Below are 16,974 nucleotides of genomic sequence, written 5' to 3' on the forward strand. Positions count from 1 at the left end.
CGTCCGGTCCCCGGGAACGAACCGGACGGCCCGGGGTTACTCCCGACCCAGACCGGAGCCCCCAGATGATCAGTATCCTCCCCCTCAGCAAGGACGCGCGGCCGGACGAGGCTGAATACAATGCCTTTTTCCCCTCGAAGGCGTCGCTGAAGCAGTTCACCAGCCCCAATAGCGACCTCGCTGACGCGCATTATCCGCAACCTTACCAGGGTCCGCTGCGGGTTCTGGTGATCGGCACCGACGAACGCTACCTGCGGATGGAGAACGGGACGCTCTTTTCCACCGGCAACCATCCGGTCGAGACGCTGGTGCCGATGTATCACCTGCGCGAGGCCGGTTTCGAGTTCGACATCGCCACGGTGTCCGGCAACGGCCTCATGTTCGAGTTCTGGGCCATGCCAGACGAGGACGAGGCGATCACCGGCCTCCACCGTGACCTGCTGGCGCGGTTCGTGCAGCCGCTGAAACTGTCCGATGTCGTCGCCGCGCTCGAGGGTGGGGCAGACTATGCCGCGGTCTTCATCCCCGGCGGTCACGGCCCGCTCGTCGGACTGCCGTTCAGCAAGGACGTGGCGGCGGTGCTGCGCTGGGCGCTGGCGAAGGACCGGCACATCGTCTCGATCTGCCACGGACCGGCGGCGCTGCTGGCCTGCGAGACGAAAGACGGCCAGTTCCCGTTCGCGGGGCGCAAGATCACCGCGTTCCCGGACGATGTCGATCGCATGACGCCCGAGATCGGATACATGCCCGGCCACCTGACCTGGCATTTCGGCCAGCGGCTCGAGGCGCTTGGCGTCGAGATCGTCAACAGCAAGCCGGACGATTCCACCCAGGCCGACGGCAAGCTGCTGACGGGGGCCAGCCCGTATGCGGCGAACGAGCTGGGCAAGCTGGCGGCGAAGGAACTGCTGGCGGCGTACGGGGAGGACAGGCCCGCCTGACGGCTCAGCCCGGAGAGCCGGAGTAGCCGAGGGAGCGCAACCGTGCGACCGGGCGCTTTCCGGCTTTCGGCCGCTCACCCGTCCTCCTCCTGGAAGGCCTCGTCCCGCGTCTTGCGGAAGCTGGGCAGGATCATCAGCGCCAGCAGAACCACGGTTGCCAGCAGCATGACCAGGCTGATCGGGCGCTCGACGAAGATCGACGGATCGCCCTGGGTGATGAGCATGGTCCGGCGCAGGTTCGCCTCGAGCAGCGGGCGGAGGACGAAGCCCAGCAGCAGCGGCCCCGGCTCGCATTTCGCCTTACGAGGAGCATGGCGATCGCCTTCAGAACCGAGCCATGCGCCAGCACGACGGCCAGGACCAGACCCATGACCATCAGCGAGAAATACTTGTCCGGCCCGAACAGCAGCCCCAGCCGGGTCATCGGCACGCCAAGCGCCGCGATCACGATGGTGGCGACGGTGCCGGCGATGAACGACCCGACCGCCGCGAGACCCAAGGCGAGGCCCGCCTGGCCGCGCTTGGCCATCTCTTGCCCGTCGATGGCGGTGACGACCGCGGTCGCCTCGTCGGGGATGTTGACGAGAATGGCGGTGGTCGACCCGCCATACTGGGCGCCGTAATAGATGCCGGCCAGCATGATGAGCGCGCCGGTCGGGTCCAGCGCCAGCGTCACCGGCAGCAGGATCGAGATGGTGGCGACCGGCCCCACGCCCGGCAGGACGCCGATCAGCGTGCCGACGAGGCAGCCCACAAATTACAGCTCGATGTTCTTCAGCGTCAGCGCGACGCTGAAGCCCAGGGCTAGGTGGTCGATGATCTCCATCATGTCAGTATCCGATCAGCCAGGGCGCGACCGGGATCGACAGGCCCAGCGCAAACCGGAACAGGCCGATGCAGATCAGCGTCATGATGAGGGCAAAGATCGCCAGCTCGCCCAGCCGCGCGTCCTCGGCGGCAAGGCCCGACAGTACGATCGCCAGCGGCGTGGCCACGGCCAGCCCCAGCGGCGGGATCGTCAGCGGCCCCAGCTGATAGCCGCGGATCGTGACGGCGAACAGGAACACCCCCGCCAGCACCGGGAGGTTGCGGCCCATCGGCCAGGTGCCGGTGGAGGGGCCCGAATCGCGCCACGACAGCGCAATCTGGATCAGCCCGCACAGGATGATGAGGATGGCGAGGGCGCGGGGCATCAGCCCCGACCCCATGCCCCGCTCGGTCATGAACGGCAGGTCATGGCCCGCCCATAGGGCGAACAGGCCGAACAGCGTGAGGGTCAGACCCGCGATCCGTTCGCGGCCCGCCCAGGGGGAACGCGGCGGCAGGGCCGCGTCATGATCGGGCTCGTGCTGCATCGTCGCTTACTCGACTTTGATGTCGGCGGCCTTCACGACCTCGCCCCAGCGGGTGCGCTCGGCGGCCATGAAATCGGCGAACGCCTGCCCGGTCAGGGTTAAGGGGACCGCGCCGTCCTGGCCCAGCTTGGCGACGAACTCGGGATCCGCCAGGGTCTCGCCGGTGGCGGCGACCAGCTTGGCGCGCACGTCTTCGGACAGGCCGTTGGGGCCCAGCAGGCCGTACCACGCCGAGGCGTCATAGCCGGCCACTCCCGATTCCGCGACGGTCGGCACGTCCGGCAGGGCGGCAAAACGTTCCTTGCCGGTCACCGCCAGCGCGGTCAGGGTCTTGTCCTCGACCAGCCCGATGACCGACGGGATCGTCGTCACCATGAAGTCGATATGCCCGCCCACGAGGTCGTTCACCGCCGGGCCCGCGCCCTTGTAGGGGACGTGCTTCAGCTTCAGCCCGGCCTTCTGGCCCAGCAGCAGGGTGGCGACATGGCTGGCCGAGGCATTGCCGGCCGAGCCATAGACCAGCTCGCCCGCCTTGGCCTTCTCGATCAGCTCGCCCATCGAGGTGACGGGCAGGCGCGGGCCGACCACCACCACCAGCGACGCATCCGCGATCGTCGCGATCGGGTCCAGCGCTTCGGCCGGGTCGTGCTTGAGGTTGAAGATATGCGGGTTGACGACCATCGGCCCCTGGTTGCCGATCAGCAGCGTATAGCCGTCGGGCGGGGCCGAAGCGACGACCTCGGTGCCGATATTGGCCGCAGAGCCGGGGCGGTTCTCGACGATGACGCGGCCGCCGAGGGCTTTTTCCAGCCGCGCGGCGAAGACGCGGGCGATGGCGTCGGTGCCGCCGCCGGCGGCATAGGACACGATCAGCGTCGCTGGCTTGGACGGATATTCCTGCGCCGCGGCGGGCAGGGCGGCGCCCAGGAAGGACGCGGCCGCGGCCAGCGCGAGCAGGGAACGGCGGGTAAGGTGGGTCATGGTTTCCTCCCAGTGACGACAGACAGGTTGCAGATGGACAGGCGGGGCGGCCCCGCCGGTCCGTCGGACTTGCGCCGGACCAGCGCCGCGCCCTCGAACAGGCTGCGGCAGGTCCGCATGACGAAGACGGTCGGCTCGCCGGTTGCCGGATCGCGTTCGATCCGCACATCCATGCGGCCCGTGGGGTGTTCCAGCCCCAGCGCGGCGGGCAGCGCCAGCCCCGGCAGCGCGCCGCCCACGATGCTGTCGGGCAGGGTCGCGGCCATCGCGACCGTGACCGCGCCGGTGGTGGCCAACGCCGTGTGGCAAGCGTGCGGGGTGAAATAGCGCACCGCCAGATCGCCCCCGGCGGCCGGCGCCCCGATCAGCACCGGTTTGGGCAGCACCTGGTCGCGGACATCGCCCAGGCCCATCCGACGCCCCGCTTCCAGCCGGATCGTCTCCAGCCGCGCCATGAAGCCGCGATCCGCGTCCAGTGCCGCCGCGGGCTCGGATCCGGTCAGGCCGAAGGTTTCGGCGCGCGCGATCACCACCGGCGTCGCCCCGTCGATCAGCGAGACCGGCACGCCCGCGATCACCTCTTGCGGGCTGCCCGAGGGCAGCAGCTTGCCGGTCTTGGCACCCGAGGCCTCGCGGAAGGCCAGGTAGACCGGCGCGGCGGTGCCGGGGACGCCGTCGATGGCCGCGTCGCCCTGATAGCGCAGCGCGCCGCCGGGGGTGCTGACCAGCGCCTCGATGATCTTGCCGGTGTTGGTGTTGTGGATGCGGACCCGGGTTCCGTCCGCCTCGGCGGCGACGAGGCCCTTTTCGATCGCGAAGGGGCCCACGGCCGACAGCATGTTGCCGCAGTTGGGGCCGGTGTCGACCAGCCGCCGGTCCACCGCGACCTGGGCGAACAGATAATCCACGTCGGCGCCATCGCGGGTGGGCGGGCCGACGATCGCCACCTTGGAGCTGAGCGTGTTGCCCCCGCCGATCCCGTCGATTTCCAGCGGGTGGCCGCCGCCCATGATCTCGATCAGCAGCGCATCGCGGCGCGCCGCGTCCGCGGGCAGATCGTCGCGCAGGAAGAACGGCCCCTTCGAGGTACCGCCCCGCATCAGGACACACGGAATTCGCAACAGGTCGTCCACCCGAGTCGCGGTCCTGGACCTGTCGTCCTTCGGCGCGGCGGCGCGGCAGCTAAACCTGTCCCAGCCCGCGCTGTCGCGGCGGATCAAGGGGCTCGAGGCGGCGGTCGGCGCCCAGCTCATCGAACGCACCACCCGCAGCGTGGCGCCCACGCAGGTCGGCCGGCAGCTCGCCCCGCTGGTGCGCCGGATGGTGGACGAATTCGAGGAATCGATCCTGTCGATCACCGATCTGGGCGGCCGGCACCGGGCGCAGATCACGCTCGCCTCGGTGCCGACCGCCTTCTACTTCCTGCCGCGCGTGATCGGCGCCTTCAACGCCCGCTATCCCGGCATCCGCTTTCGCATCCTCGACTTGTCCGCAAACGAGGGGCTGGACGCCGTGGCGAATGGCGAGGTCGAATTCGGCATCAACATCATCGGCGCCACCCGCGACGATCTGGTGTTCACGACGCTGATCGAGGATCCATTCGTGCTGGCCTGCCGCCGCGATCACCCGCTGGCGCAGGCCCGCCGGCTGAAATGGGACGCGCTGGCCGGCCACCCGCTGATCGGCGTCGCCAAGAGCTCGGGCAACCGCACGGTCCTGGACCACGCGCTGGCCCAGGCCGGCCGGCCGTTGGACCTGAACTGGTTTTACGAGGTGAACCACCTGTCGACCTCGCTGGGCCTCGTCGAGGCGGGGCTGGGGATCGCCGTCGTCCCCCGGCTTGCCACCCCGCAGAGCGAACACCCGCTGATCGCGGTGGTGGAACTGGACGATCCGCTGGTCACCCGCACGATCGGGCTGGTCGAGCGCTGCGGCAGCCGCCTGTCGCCCTCGGCCCAGCGGCTGCGGCAGATGCTGCTGGACGAATGGCGGCAGGGCGGGCAGGGGACATGACCCTGCGTCGGGCCCTTCGACGCTCCCGCCTCGCTCCCTACTAGCCCCGCTCGCCCAGCGCCCAGTCCAGAAAATCGCGCGCGTCGGTCCCGGCGCGGTCGGCGCGGGCGCCGGACAGGATGTAATAGCCGCAATCCTCCAGCACCTGGATGCCGGACAGGCGGACCAGATGCCCCGCCTCGAGGTCCGGGCGGATCATCGCCTCGGGGCACAGCGCCACGCCTTGCCCCGACAGGGCTGCGGCGCGCATCAGGTTGAAATCCTCGAACACCGTGCCGGGCGGAACCTCACGGTCGCCCAGGCCGGCGCGGTCGAACCAGGCCCGCCAGCCCGACAGGTCGGAATCGTGCAGCAGGCCCAGCGCCACGATCTCGGCCGGGGTCGGGGCGTCGCCAAGCCGCGCGGCAAGCTGCGGGCTGCACACCGGCGCAGAAATTCCGGGCAGGAACCGGGTGGCCGCAACCCCCGGCAACTCCGGCACACCGCGGGAAAAGACAAAGGCCAGATGCACGTCCTGAAAGTCGATGCTCTGCCCGTGGACCGCATAGATGATGCGCAGGTCGATCTCGGGGTGGACAGCCCGGAACCGCGCCAGCCGCGGGATCAGCCAGCAGACGGCGACCGAGGGGATCGCGGCGATGACCAGCGGCTGCGACATGCCGCTTTCGCGGGCGCGGCGGCAGGCGGCGCGGATGTCGGCCAGCGCGACCGACAGGCTCGCCGCAAGGTCGACCGCGTGCGGCAGCGGCAGCGGCCGGCGCCCCTCGCGGTCAAAGAGCTTGGCCCCGAACCACGCCTCGAGCGCGTGGATCTGGTGGCTGATCGCGCTTTGGGTGACGCACAGCTCATCCGCCGCGGCGCTGAACGAGCCGGCGCGGACCACCGTCTCGAAGACCCGCAGCGCGTTCAGGGGTGGGGTCGACGTCATGACGCTCCTCGTATGAGATTTTCTCATCTTCGGGTGAGAAACGGTCTTTTGACAAGCAGGCGCGGACTGCCGAGCTTTCGGCGTATCGGCCAAGGAACAGGACCACGATGGAACGCGAACGGCTTCAGGACTATGTCGGCAACGGAACCCCGGTGCAGCCCACCTTCTCGGCGCCCGAGATGCAGCGGCGGCTGGATGCCATCCGCCGCACGATGGCCGAGCTGAACATCGATGCGGCGCTGTTCACCAGCTATCACAACATCAACTATTACGCGGATTTCCTGTTCTGCTATTTCGGCCGCCGCTATGGGCTGGTCGTGACCCCGGACGCCAGCACCTCGATTTCCGCCGGGATTGACGGCGGCCAGCCGTGGCGCCGCACCTTCGGCGGCCGCAACGTGACCTATACCGACTGGCAGAAGGACAACTATTTCCACGCCGTCCGCCAGCTGACCGGCGGCGTGCGCCGGCTGGGGATCGAGTTCGACCACGTCAACATTGACCTGCTCAACCTGCTCAAGGCCGAGTTCCCGGGGATGGAGTTCGTCGACATCGCCCAGCCCGCGATGCAGCTGCGGATGATCAAGTCGGCCGAAGAGATCGCCCATATCGAGAAGATGACCCGGATCGCCGACATCGGCGGCGCCGCGGTGGTCGAGGCGGTGGCGGTCGGCGTCCCCGAGCACGAGGTCGCGCTGCATTCCACCGCGACGATGGTGCGCGAGATCGCCCGCGTCTGGCCGAACGCCGAACTGCTGGACACCTGGACCTGGTTCCAGTCGGGGATTAACACCGACGGCGCCCACAACCCCGTCACCTCGCGCCGGATCGAGCGCGGCGACATCCTGTCGCTCAACTGCTTCCCGATGGTCGCGGGCTATTATGTCGCGCTGGAACGGACGCTGTTCGCCGAAACCGCCAGCGACGAGCACCTGCGGCTGTGGGACTTCAACTGCCGCGTCCACGACCGTGGCAAGGAGCTTCTGGTCCCCGGCAACCGCTGCTCGGACATCGCCCGCGAGCTGAACGAGATGTATGCGGCCGAGAACCTGCTGCAGTACCGCAGCTTCGGCTATGGCCACAGCTTCGGGGTGCTGTGCCACTATTACGGCCGCGAGGCGGGGCTGGAGCTGCGCGAGGACTGTGACACCGTGCTGGAACCCGGCATGGTCGTCAGCATGGAACCGATGATCACCATTCCCGACCACCTGCCGGGCGCCGGCGGCTATCGCGAACACGACATTCTCGTCATCACCGACCAGGGCAACCGCAACATCACCGGGTTCCCCTATGGGCCCGAGCACCTGATCGTCGGCCCGGGCGCCCCCTCGCCGGCCGTGGCCGCCTTGGCAGCCGGCTGACGGCAATGATGGGCGCGCCGGACACCAGCCCGGCGCGCCGAACGCCCCCGCAGAAGGGGTGCCGCCGGAACCGGCGGATCACGCGACACGCAACAACAGGGGATCGACCATGAAAGCCACCCTTACCTTCGCGTCGGCGTTGGCCCTGCTTTCGACGGGGCTGGCAACGGGGCTGCACGCCGAGGAAATCACGCTTCTGACCTGGGGCGGCACCTACGCCAAAAGCCAGGCCGAGGCCTATGTCAAACCCTTCACCGAAACGACCGGGATCATCGTGAAGGCGGTGGACAGCGACAACCCGGCGATCCCGATCAAGGCCCAGGTCGAGGCGAAGAACGTTACCACTGACGTCGTGGACATCGAATATCCCGACGCCATCCGGATGTGCGACGAGGGCCTGCTGGAGCCGATCGATCCGGCGAGCCTGCCGCCCGCCCCCGATGGCACCCCGGCGACCGAGGATTTCCTGCCCCAGGGGCTAAGTGAGTGCGCCGTGGGCTCGATCGTGTTTTCCACGATCTATGCCTACGACAAGACCAAGTTCCCCGACGCCAAGCCCACGACCATCGCGGATTTCTTCGACACCGCGAAGTTCCCCGGCAAGCGCGGGCTGAAGCGCGCGCCCAAGGCGCTGCTGGAAATGGCGCTGATGGGCGACGGGGTGCCGGCGGCCGAGGTTTACCAGGTGCTGGGCACCCCCGAGGGCGTGGACCGCGCCTTCGCGAAGCTCGACACCATTAAGAAGGACGTCGTCTGGTGGGAGGCTGGCGCCCAGCCGCCGCAGCTGCTGGCCGATGGCGAGGTGGCGATGAGCACCGCCTATAACGGCCGGATCTTCAACGCCGCCGTGACCGAGGGCAAGCCGTTCGAGATCGTCTGGGACGGGCAGGTCTATGAATACAACCTGTTCGCCATCCCCAAGGGAGCGCCCCACAAGGACGCGGCGCTGGAGTTCATCAAGTTCGCCACCGACACCCAGCGCCTGGCCGACCAAGCCAAGTGGATTTCCTATGGGCCGGCGCGCAAGTCCTCGGCGCCGCTGGTCGGGCTGTACCACGACGGCAAGACCGAGATGGCCCCGAACATGCCGACCAACCCCGACAACATGAAAAACGCGCTGGGCTCGTCCTATGACTTCTGGGTCGATCACGAGGCCGAATTGACCGAGCGGTTCGAATCCTGGGTCAGCGCGAGCTGACCTGGGCGGGCAGGCGGGACGGCTCGCCTGTCCCCGCTAATCTCGCGGGAGGTGGGGACCGCTGCCCTGAAGTCAGCCGCAGACCCTCGCGCCCCTGCGTGCCGCAAGGGCGTCGCTTGCACAGCTGCGCCCCTTTGACCTAGTCACGGTTCATGTCCCGAGGCGCCGCCGACCGGCCGTCTGCCCCGAGACCCGCCCGAAAGGTGTGACATGAACCAGACAGATGCGGCGCCGACTTGCCCGATCACCGATGCGGCGCGGCCCGGCACGTCTTTGGCCCACGCCGCTAAGGACCGCAGAACCGCGGCGCAACCCGGCCGGCCCGCCCTCGACGATGCGCGCCGCTGAGCCCCGGCCTGACGCTGCGCTGCAGATGCGCGGCGAGGGGGACCGGCGGGTCCTCTCGGGCCGGCTCGCGATCACCGCCCTGCCGTCGCCGGACGCGTTCCGGGGCGCCAGGCAGGTCGATCTGTCGGGGCTGACGGGGCTCGACACCGCCGGGGCCTGGCTGCTGGACGACGCGCGCCGGAACGGCGCCGAGCTGGTGGGGCTGCCGGCCGGGCTGCGCCCCGTGCTCGACGCCGTGGCCGCGGCCGTGCCTGCGCCGCCGCCCGCCCCTCCCCGGCGCGGGCTGCGCGACCTGGTCAAAGACCTCGGCCGCAAGGTCGTCGTCTCGGCGTCGGGCGCCGCCGGGCTCGTCGAGTATCTGGGCCGCTTCCTCGCCGCGCTGGGCCGGGCGCTGCGGCATCCGGCGCAGTTCCCCTTCACCGCGCTGGTCCATCATTGCCAGCAGGCCGGGCTGGCCGCGGTGCCCATCGTGGCCACCATTTCGGCGCTGATCGGCGTGGTGCTGGCCTATCAGGGCGCCTTCCAGCTGCGCGCCTTCGGGGCCGAGATCTTCACCGTCGATCTGATCGGCATCGCGGTCCTGCGCGAGATGGGCATCCTGCTGACCGCCATCGTCGTCGCCGGGCGGACCGGCGCGGCCTTCACCGCCGCCATCGGCGCGATGCAGATGCGCGAGGAAATCGACGCCATGCGGACGCTGGACATCGACCCGGACATGGCGCTGATGCTGCCGCGCGTGCTGGCGCTGGTCCTGATGATGCCGATCCTCGCCCTGATCGCCGACCTGGCCGGGCTGCTGGGCGGGGCGGTGATGTCCTGGGGGGCGCTGGGGATCTCTCCGGCGATGTTCATGGCACGGCTGGGGGACCGGATCGCGGTGACGCACGCCGTGGTCGGGTTGATCAAGGCGCCGATCTTCGGGCTGCTGATCGGGGTCATCGGCTGCCGGGCCGGGATGCAGGTCGGCGGCGATACGGAATCGCTGGGGCGGCTGACCTCGGCCTCGGTGGTGGCGGCGATCTTTGCGGTGATCCTCGCCGATGCGGCGTTCTCGATCTTCTTCGCGCAGGTGGGATGGTGAGCGACCCGATCATCCGGATCCGCGGCCTGCGCACGCAGTTCGGCCCCAAGGTCATTCACGAGGGGCTGGACCTTGACGTGATGCGCGGCGAGATCCTGGGCATCGTCGGCGGGTCGGGCACCGGCAAGTCGGTGCTGCTGCGCAGCATCGTGGGGCTGCTGACCCCGGCGGCCGGGACCATCACCGTGGACGGCGTCGACGTCCAGCGTGCGCCGCCGGCAGACCGCGCCCGGCTGCGCGGCATGTGGGGGGTGATGTTCCAGGACGGCGCCCTGTTTTCCACCCTGACCGTGCGCGAGAATGTCGAGGTGCCGATGCGACCCCTGGGGCTGGATGCCGGGGTACGCCGCAAGCTCGCCGATCTCAAGATCGCGATGGCCGGGCTGCCGCCGGATGCGGGCGACAAGTATCCGTCGCAGCTGTCGGGCGGCATGCGCAAGCGCGCGGGGCTGGCGCGGGCGCTGGCGCTGGACCCGGCGATCCTGTTCCTCGACGAGCCGACCGCGGGGCTGGACCCGATCGGCGCCGCCGAGTTCGACCAGCTGATCCGCGGCCTGACCGACGCGCTGGGGCTGACGGTGTTCCTGGTCACCCATGATCTGGACACGCTCGCCGCCTGCTGCGACCGCATCGCGGTGCTGGCCGAAAAGCGGGTGATCGCCACCGGCACGATCCCCGAGCTGCGCCGGCTGGCGCATCCCTGGGTGCACGCCTATTTCAACGGCCCCCGGGCGCGGGCCGCCTTTGACCAACCGACCGGCAAGGAGCTGTAGGCGATGGAGACGCGGGCGAACTACCTGTTGATCGGCAGCTTCGCACTGGCCGGCTTTGTCGGGCTGCTGCTGTTCCTGATGTGGTTCGCGGGCCATGAATCGAACCGGCAATACGACTATTACCAGGTCGTGTTTCCCGAAATCTCGGGCATCTCGGCCGGGACGCAGGTGCAGTTTTCCGGCGTGCCGGTCGGGCAGGTGGTCGATCTGGCGCTGGACCCCGACGGGCGGGTCCGGGTCCAGCTGGAACTGCGCCAGGATACGCCGGTCCGCCTCGACAGCGTGGCCACGATGGTGCCGCAGGGGATCACCGGGCTGTCGATCCTGTCGGTGTCCTCGGGCAGCCCGTCCGCGCCGCTGCTGAGAGAGACCACCGATCAGCCGGTGCCGGAAATCCGCTCGGGCCGGTCGATGCTGGAATCGATCACCGACAGCGCCCCCGAGATGGTCGAGCAGTTGTCGGACGCCGCCACCCGGCTGAACCAGATGCTGGGCGACGAGAACCGGGATCATGTCGCCAGCATCCTGCGCAACGTCGATGGCGCGACGGCAAAGCTCGACACCGCGCTGGAGGACATCGCCGCGGCGACCTCGGGGCTGGCCGCGGTCGGCACGACGCTGCGGGACTTTGCTGCCCAGTTCGACGGCGTGGCCCCAAAGGTCCGCGACGCGCTGGACAGCGCCAAGGCCGCCGGCGACCAGATCGCCCGCAGCGGCAAGGTCGTCGAGGACATGCGGCTGCCCGAGATCGCCGGCCAGGTCGAAGGCATCGCCGCCGATCTGCGCGCCATGCTGGGCAGCGAGGATGCCGCGCAGCTGCCCCGCAGCCTGTCGGAGACGCTGAAATCCGCCTCGGCGCTGCTGAGCGACCTGCATGCGAGCGGCTCGGCGCGGAACCTCAACGAGATGATGCTGTCCTTCCGCCGCGCCGCGGACGGGATCACGACCGCCGTCCAGCCCGCGGCCGCGCATGTCGCCCGGGCGGCGGCGGGGGTGCAGTCGGTCGCGGCGGGGCTGGGCGATCGCGGCGCGCTGCAGACCGACCTGCGCCGCGCGGCGCGCGAGATCGCCAACGCTGCCGCCGCCGTGCAGTCGATGGCGCGGACCATCGAGCGGCAGCCAAACTCGCTGATCCGGGGGCGCTAGGCGGACGCCTGTGTGCGGACGCGCGGCAGGTCAACATGCCGCGGGTATGGACGACGACGATCATCCCACCCACCAGCAGCTGATCCGTGCCGGGCTGCACCTGTTTGGCACCCCAGGGCTATGAGGCGACCTCGACCCGCGCCCTGGCGGCGCGGGCGGGGACCAACATCTCGTCCATCGCCTATCACTTCGGCGGCAAGGACGCGCTGCGTCTGGCCTGCGCCGATGCGGTGGCGGCCGCGATCGGGCAGGTGGCCCAGGCGCTGCCGGTGCAGGCGGCCGCGCTGGACCGCGACCGCGCGCGCCGGGTCCTGCGGCGGCTGATGCGGCGGCTCGTGACGTTTCTCGTGACCCCGGCGGCCGCGGATGTCGTTGGATTCCTGCTGCGCGAACTGGCCGACCCCGCCAGCCGGGTGCTGGACCGGCTGTACGATACCCTGATCGAACCCCGCCACCGCGCCCTGTGCGCGGTCTGGGGGGTCGCCACCGGCCAGGACCCTGACAGCGAGGACACGCGGATTGCGGTCTTTTCGCTGGTCGGGCAGGCGGCCTATTTCCGCCTGGCCGCGCCGCTGGTGCAGCGGCGGATGGGCTGGGCCGGCTATGCGCCGCGCCAAGCGCGCGCCATCTCGCGCCGGCTGCTGGCCAATCTCGACGCGATGCTGAGCGACAGCGATGGCTGGCCTGGTCTGCATCCTGCCGCTGATCTCGGCGCTGATGTCGGCCTGCGCCCCGCCGCCGCCGCTTGCCACCGGCTATGTCGAAGGCGAATACGTCCAGGTCGCGCCGCTGGTCGCGGCCCGGGTCGGCGATATCGCGTTGCGGCGGGGGGACCGGGTGGCGGCGGGGCAGCTGCTGGCGCAGGTCGAAACCGCCGACGCGCAAGCCGCGCTGGACGCCGCCGAGGCCGGGTTGCAGCGCGCGGAATCCGAACTGGCCGACCTGACCCACGGCAGCCGCCCCGAGGAACTGGCCGCGCTGCAGGCCTCGGTCACCGCCGCCCGCGACCATGCGGCCCGGCCCGAGGCAGACGCCACCCGCGAGGAACGGCTGAGCGCGCTTGGCTTCAGCTCTGCCGCGCAAAGCGCCACGCTGCGGGCCGCGGCCGACGTCGCCCAGGCAGCGCTGGCCGAAGCGCAGGCCCGGCTGGCCGCCACGCGCCTGCCGGCCCGTGCCGACCGCATCGCCGCCGCCCGCGCTGGGGTCGCCGCGGCCCGCGCGGCGCGTGACACCGGCCGCTGGCAGTTTGACCAGCGCAGCATCCGGGCCGACCGCGCCGGCGTCGTCACCGACATCATCCGCACCCCGGGCGAGATCGCGAGCCCCTCGGCCCCGGTCCTGACCTATCTGGCCTAGGGCGCCGTGCGGCTGCCGGTGTTCGTGCCCGCACCCGCGCTGGCCGCGCGGCGACCGCGCGCAACTGCTGGTCGAGGCCGACGCCACCGACCCCGCCGCCGCGTCGGGCGCGATCTCGACGCTCGAGACCGTGGCTGCCCGGGCGCTGGCCCGCGAACTGGGCGCCGCGCGTGCCGCGTCAGCCGTGACCGGGCCCGCCGGCCCCGAGATCATCGTCCATCGCCGCTATAACCCCGAGGGGCTGACGCAGATCAACATCGTGCCGGCCTGCTGGGGATCATCCTGCAGATGACGATGGTGATGATGACCTCGATGGCGCTGACCCGCGAGATCGAGCGCGGCACGATGGAAAACCTGCTGGCCATGCCAGTGACCCCGGGCGAGATCATGGTCGGCAAGATCACCCCCTTCCTTGCCGTGGGCGCGGTGCAGGTCGCCGTCATCCTGGTCGCCGCGCGGGTGATCTTCGACGTCCCCTTCGTCGGCGCGCCGGGTCTGCTGCTGGGCGGCGTCTTCCTGTTCGTGCTGACGCTGGTGCTGCTGGGCTATCTGATCTCGACCGTGTCGCGGACCCAGATGCAGGCGATGCAGATCTCGATCTTCGTCTTCCTGCCCTCGATCCTGCTGTCGGGATTCACGTTTCCCTTTCGCGGCATGCCGCATAGGGCGCGGTGGATCGGCGAGGCGCTGCCGGTCACCCATTTCCTGCGCCTGGTCCGGGGGGTGATGCTGAACGGGGCGGCGCCGGCGGATGTCGAGCCCCAGTTCGCCGCGCTGGCGCTGATTGTGGGGGTGGTGGCGCTGGCCGCGCTGAGCCGCTTCAAGCGCACGCTGGACTGACCCGGCCACCCTGCGGATCGCCGGCAGGCGGGTTGCCTTGGCTCCGCCGCGGGCTTAGGTCAGCGGGATTCAAGGAATTCCCCGATGTCCGATCCCGCCGATTCGGCACCGCGTCGTCTGCCGCAGGGCGAACTGATCGCGATGCTTGCCTTTCTGTTTGCCACAGTCGCGTTCTCGATCGACGCAATGCTGCCGGCGCTGCCCGAACTGGCGGCCCACCTGACCCCGCAGGACGTCAACCGCGCCCAGCTGATCCTGACCGCCTTCGTGGCGGGGATGGGGCTGGGGACGCTGTTCGCCGGCCCGGTGTCGGACGCCATCGGGCGGCGTCCTGCGATGGCGATCGGGTTCTCGATCTATCTGGCTGCCGCCGCCGCCGCAATCTTCGCGCTGTCGCTGGAACTGCTGCTGGCGGCGCGCTTCGTTCAGGGCCTGGGCGCCGCCGGGCCGCGGATCGTGGGCACGGCGCTGGTGCGCGACCTGTATCAGGGGCGCGAGATGGCGCGGATCACCAGCTTCGTGATGATGGTGTTCATGATCGTCCCGGCGCTGGCGCCCTCGATCGGGCAACTGTTCATCTGGGCCGCCGGCTGGCAGGGCGTGTTCGCCGGCTTCCTGATCTTTGGCGCCATCGGCTGGGCGTGGTTCTGGACCCGCCAGCCCGAGACCCTGCCGCCGGGACGCCGCCGGCCGTTGCAGCTGGCAACCTTGTGGGCCGGTATCCGCGAGGTGCTGAGCGATCGCGAGATCGTGCTGGCCACCATCGTCATGACGCTGGGCTTCGGGCAGATGTTCGCGCTGCTGAGCTCCGCTCAGCAGCTGTTCGGCGAGACCTATGGCAAGGCCGCGCATTTCCCTCTGTGGTTCGCGGCGCTTGCGCTGCTGTCGGCCTCGGGCACGGTGCTGAACGCGCGGCTGGTGATGAGCGTGGGGATGCGGCGGATGGCGCGGGGCGCCTATCTGATGCAGATCGTCGCCGCCGCCCTGTTCCTGGTCAGCCTGCAGATGGGGCTGACCGGCAACGTGGCTTTCGGGGTGTTCTTCGCCTGGGCAGTCAGCGTGTTCACCATGGCCGGGCTGACCTTCGGCAACCTCAACGCGCTGGCGATGCAGCGCAAGGGCCATATCGCCGGGATGACCGCCTCGGTCGTGTCGGCGCTGTCGACGCTGGGCGCGGTGATGATCGCGGCGCCGGTAGGGCTCGCCTTTGACGGAACCGCGCAGCCCGCGGCGATCGCGGCGCTGGTCTGTTCGATCGCCGCCTGGACGCTGATGGGGCTCATGCGGCGCTGACCGGCCCCGGGGGCTTCGCGCCCCCGGACCCCCGCGGGATATTTGAGCAAAGAAGAAGGGGTTTTCGGGAGTGGTGCGGTTGACTTGGGGTGGTGCGCGGCTATAAGCGCCGCTTCCATTGGTGTTGGTGGACCCCGCAAGGGGAAGCCTGTCGGGGCGCAAGCCCAGAGGACAACGCCCTTTTGAAACACACAAAAGGAGATCAGCTGTGACCAAACGCACGTCTGCCAAGTACAAGATCGACCGCCGCATGGGCGAGAACATCTGGGGCCGCGCCAAGTCGCCGGTCAACAAGCGCGAATACGGCCCCGGCCAGCACGGCCAGCGCCGCAAGAACAAGCTGTCGGACTTCGGCACCCAGCTGCGCGCCAAGCAGAAGCTCAAGGGCTATTATGGCGACCTGACCGAAAAGCAGTTCCGCCGCATCTATGCCGAGGCCGAGCGTCTGCGCGGCGACACGGGCGAGATGCTGATCGGCCTCTTGGAGCGTCGTCTGGACGCCGTGGTCTATCGCGCCAAGTTCGTCCCGACCATCTTTGCCGCCCGCCAGTTCGTGAACCACGGCCATGTCACCGTGAACGGCCAGCGGGTGAACATCGCGTCCTACCGCGTCAAGGAAGGCGACGTGGTCGCGGTCCGCGACAAGTCGCGCCAACTGGCGATCGTGCTGGAGGCCGTGGGCCTGGCCGAGCGTGACGTGCCGGACTATCTGGACGTCGACCACAACAAGATGACCGCGACCTTCGTGCGCACGCCGGCGTTGGGCGATGTACCCTACGCGGTGCAGATGGAACCGAACCTGGTCGTGGAATATTACGCCAAGAACTGATCCGGACGGGATCGTTGCAGTCACGGCCGCCCGATCGGGCGGCCTTTTTTCATGTCCGGCCGCCGAGAGACGATAACATTGTAATCATCGAAAAATAGCCGGCAGGGCAGGGTTCGGCTATGGTCCGCGCAGGATGAGGGCGTTTTGCGACGGATGACGATGGCGACAATACGGTTCTTCAAACCCACCGATCTGGTCGGTCTCGCCGCGGAGACAGTGGCCGATCACGCAGACTGGGTATGGGGATCGGTGGCGATCAACTAGTCGGGCATCTGCACGGTGGGGCGGGCGCGGACCGGTTCCAGTTCTTCGCCGGCCACGGCGTCGATCTGATCGCCGATTTCCAGAACGGCATGGACAAGATCGATTTCTTCTCGGGGCCCAGGCGGTTCGAGGATCTGGCGTTCGTGCAAAGCGGCGCGAACACCGTGATTCAGCACGCCGGCAGCCGGATCATCGTCGCCGATGCCGACGTGGGAGAGTTCGATCGCAGCGATTTCTGGTTCGGCTGACGCCACGCAGGCAGACGCG

At 69.5% G+C, this 16,974-nt stretch carries 18 protein-coding genes and 1 pseudogene; 14 read left to right on the forward strand and 5 right to left on the reverse strand.

Annotated elements, in window-relative coordinates; translation table 11 throughout:
• Positions 1–65: 65 nt before the first annotated feature.
• Positions 66–941 carry a glyoxalase III HchA gene (hchA, locus tag IC63_RS00285; RefSeq protein ID WP_036715860.1) on the forward strand — a complete coding sequence of 292 codons (876 nt, stop codon included), beginning with the start codon at positions 66–68 and terminating at the stop codon, positions 939–941.
• Between the two features lie 133 nt (positions 942–1,074).
• On the opposite strand, the gene IC63_RS00290 is transcribed toward hchA, so the two are convergent.
• The 4 genes from IC63_RS00290 to IC63_RS00305 form a co-directional block, all read right to left on the reverse strand.
• A complete protein-coding gene (locus IC63_RS00290) occupies positions 1,075–1,695 on the reverse strand; it encodes a tripartite tricarboxylate transporter permease (RefSeq protein ID WP_232222455.1) in 621 nt (206 codons plus the stop codon).
• Positions 1,696–1,771: 76 nt separating this feature from the next.
• Positions 1,772–2,296 carry a tripartite tricarboxylate transporter TctB family protein gene (locus IC63_RS00295; RefSeq protein ID WP_052041735.1) on the reverse strand — a complete coding sequence of 175 codons (525 nt, stop codon included), beginning with the start codon at positions 2,294–2,296 and terminating at the stop codon, positions 1,772–1,774.
• A 6-nt stretch (positions 2,297–2,302) separates the two neighbouring features.
• On the reverse strand, positions 2,303–3,277 hold the full coding sequence (locus IC63_RS00300; protein ID WP_036715862.1) for a Bug family tripartite tricarboxylate transporter substrate binding protein: 975 nt from the start codon (positions 3,275–3,277) through the stop codon (positions 2,303–2,305).
• Positions 3,274–4,410, reverse strand: a complete 1,137-nt coding sequence (locus IC63_RS00305; RefSeq protein WP_198026207.1) for a 4-oxalomesaconate tautomerase — start codon at positions 4,408–4,410, stop codon at positions 3,274–3,276. Before IC63_RS00305 ends, IC63_RS00300 begins: the two co-directional genes overlap by 4 nt.
• 13 nt (positions 4,411–4,423) lie before the next feature.
• Between IC63_RS00305 and IC63_RS00310 the strand changes: the two genes are divergently transcribed.
• Positions 4,424–5,290 carry a LysR family transcriptional regulator gene (locus tag IC63_RS00310; RefSeq protein ID WP_269634650.1) on the forward strand — a complete coding sequence of 289 codons (867 nt, stop codon included), beginning with the start codon at positions 4,424–4,426 and terminating at the stop codon, positions 5,288–5,290.
• Positions 5,291–5,330: 40 nt separating this feature from the next.
• Here the strand turns inward: IC63_RS00310 and IC63_RS00315 are convergent, their stop codons facing one another.
• Positions 5,331–6,218, reverse strand: a complete 888-nt coding sequence (locus IC63_RS00315; protein WP_036715864.1) for a LysR substrate-binding domain-containing protein — start codon at positions 6,216–6,218, stop codon at positions 5,331–5,333.
• 107 nt (positions 6,219–6,325) lie between these two features.
• Between IC63_RS00315 and IC63_RS00320 the strand changes: the two genes are divergently transcribed.
• From IC63_RS00320 to IC63_RS00365, 12 genes and pseudogenes are all read left to right on the forward strand, one after another.
• Positions 6,326–7,579 carry an aminopeptidase P family protein gene (locus IC63_RS00320; protein WP_052041737.1) on the forward strand — a complete coding sequence of 418 codons (1,254 nt, stop codon included), beginning with the start codon at positions 6,326–6,328 and terminating at the stop codon, positions 7,577–7,579.
• Between the two features lie 109 nt (positions 7,580–7,688).
• Positions 7,689–8,777, forward strand: coding sequence for an ABC transporter substrate-binding protein (locus IC63_RS00325; RefSeq protein WP_036715865.1), 1,089 nt, complete (start codon positions 7,689–7,691; stop codon positions 8,775–8,777).
• A 334-nt stretch (positions 8,778–9,111) separates the two neighbouring features.
• Positions 9,112–10,206 carry an ABC transporter permease gene (locus IC63_RS00330; RefSeq protein ID WP_036715868.1) on the forward strand — a complete coding sequence of 365 codons (1,095 nt, stop codon included), beginning with the start codon at positions 9,112–9,114 and terminating at the stop codon, positions 10,204–10,206.
• Positions 10,203–10,979: an ABC transporter ATP-binding protein gene (locus tag IC63_RS00335; RefSeq protein ID WP_408633535.1), complete on the forward strand. Its 777-nt coding sequence runs from the start codon at positions 10,203–10,205 to the stop codon at positions 10,977–10,979. Before IC63_RS00330 ends, IC63_RS00335 begins: the two co-directional genes overlap by 4 nt.
• Before the next feature lie 3 nt (positions 10,980–10,982).
• Entirely contained in the window at positions 10,983–12,125 is a 1,143-nt protein-coding gene (locus tag IC63_RS16755; protein ID WP_052041738.1) for an MlaD family protein, read from the forward strand.
• Between the two features lie 86 nt (positions 12,126–12,211).
• A pseudogene (locus IC63_RS17160) lies at positions 12,212–12,730 on the forward strand (CerR family C-terminal domain-containing protein); the annotation flags it as partial.
• 70 nt (positions 12,731–12,800) lie between these two features.
• A complete protein-coding gene (locus IC63_RS00345; RefSeq protein ID WP_036716105.1) occupies positions 12,801–13,481 on the forward strand; it encodes an HlyD family secretion protein in 681 nt (226 codons plus the stop codon).
• A gap of 130 nt (positions 13,482–13,611) precedes the next feature.
• Positions 13,612–13,773 (forward strand): hypothetical protein, encoded by a 162-nt coding sequence (locus IC63_RS18620; RefSeq protein WP_232222456.1) that lies wholly within the window; start codon positions 13,612–13,614, stop codon positions 13,771–13,773.
• Entirely contained in the window at positions 13,770–14,321 is a 552-nt protein-coding gene (locus IC63_RS18625; protein ID WP_232222457.1) for an ABC transporter permease, read from the forward strand. Before IC63_RS18620 ends, IC63_RS18625 begins: the two co-directional genes overlap by 4 nt.
• A gap of 84 nt (positions 14,322–14,405) precedes the next feature.
• Positions 14,406–15,614 (forward strand): multidrug effflux MFS transporter, encoded by a 1,209-nt coding sequence (locus IC63_RS00355; RefSeq protein ID WP_036715871.1) that lies wholly within the window; start codon positions 14,406–14,408, stop codon positions 15,612–15,614.
• Between the two features lie 208 nt (positions 15,615–15,822).
• Positions 15,823–16,443 (forward strand): 30S ribosomal protein S4, encoded by a 621-nt coding sequence (gene rpsD, locus IC63_RS00360; protein WP_036715873.1) that lies wholly within the window; start codon positions 15,823–15,825, stop codon positions 16,441–16,443.
• 239 nt (positions 16,444–16,682) lie between these two features.
• Positions 16,683–16,955: a hypothetical protein gene (locus IC63_RS00365; RefSeq protein ID WP_052041740.1), complete on the forward strand. Its 273-nt coding sequence runs from the start codon at positions 16,683–16,685 to the stop codon at positions 16,953–16,955.
• Positions 16,956–16,974: the final 19 nt, after the last annotated feature.

Origin of the sequence: Paracoccus sphaerophysae (assembly GCF_000763805.1) — a bacterium.
GTDB classification, from domain to species: domain Bacteria; phylum Pseudomonadota; class Alphaproteobacteria; order Rhodobacterales; family Rhodobacteraceae; genus Paracoccus; species Paracoccus sphaerophysae.

Excerpts from the sequence above, each read along its gene's own strand:
- hchA (WP_036715860.1), top strand. The coding sequence starts at position 66 with ATGATCAGTATCCTCCCCCTCAGCAAGGACGCGCGGCCGGACGAGGCT.
- IC63_RS00295 (WP_052041735.1), bottom strand. The coding sequence starts at position 2,296 with ATGCAGCACGAGCCCGATCATGACGCGGCCCTGCCGCCGCGTTCCCCC.
- IC63_RS00300 (WP_036715862.1), bottom strand. The coding sequence starts at position 3,277 with ATGACCCACCTTACCCGCCGTTCCCTGCTCGCGCTGGCCGCGGCCGCG.
- IC63_RS00315 (WP_036715864.1), bottom strand. The coding sequence starts at position 6,218 with ATGACGTCGACCCCACCCCTGAACGCGCTGCGGGTCTTCGAGACGGTG.
- IC63_RS00320 (WP_052041737.1), top strand. The coding sequence starts at position 6,326 with ATGGAACGCGAACGGCTTCAGGACTATGTCGGCAACGGAACCCCGGTG.
- IC63_RS00325 (WP_036715865.1), top strand. The coding sequence starts at position 7,689 with ATGAAAGCCACCCTTACCTTCGCGTCGGCGTTGGCCCTGCTTTCGACG.
- IC63_RS00330 (WP_036715868.1), top strand. The coding sequence starts at position 9,112 with ATGCGCGCCGCTGAGCCCCGGCCTGACGCTGCGCTGCAGATGCGCGGC.
- IC63_RS16755 (WP_052041738.1), top strand. The coding sequence starts at position 10,983 with ATGGAGACGCGGGCGAACTACCTGTTGATCGGCAGCTTCGCACTGGCC.
- IC63_RS00345 (WP_036716105.1), top strand. The coding sequence starts at position 12,801 with ATGGCTGGCCTGGTCTGCATCCTGCCGCTGATCTCGGCGCTGATGTCG.
- IC63_RS18625 (WP_232222457.1), top strand. The coding sequence starts at position 13,770 with ATGACGATGGTGATGATGACCTCGATGGCGCTGACCCGCGAGATCGAG.
- IC63_RS00355 (WP_036715871.1), top strand. The coding sequence starts at position 14,406 with ATGTCCGATCCCGCCGATTCGGCACCGCGTCGTCTGCCGCAGGGCGAA.
- IC63_RS00365 (WP_052041740.1), top strand. The coding sequence starts at position 16,683 with ATGGGGATCGGTGGCGATCAACTAGTCGGGCATCTGCACGGTGGGGCG.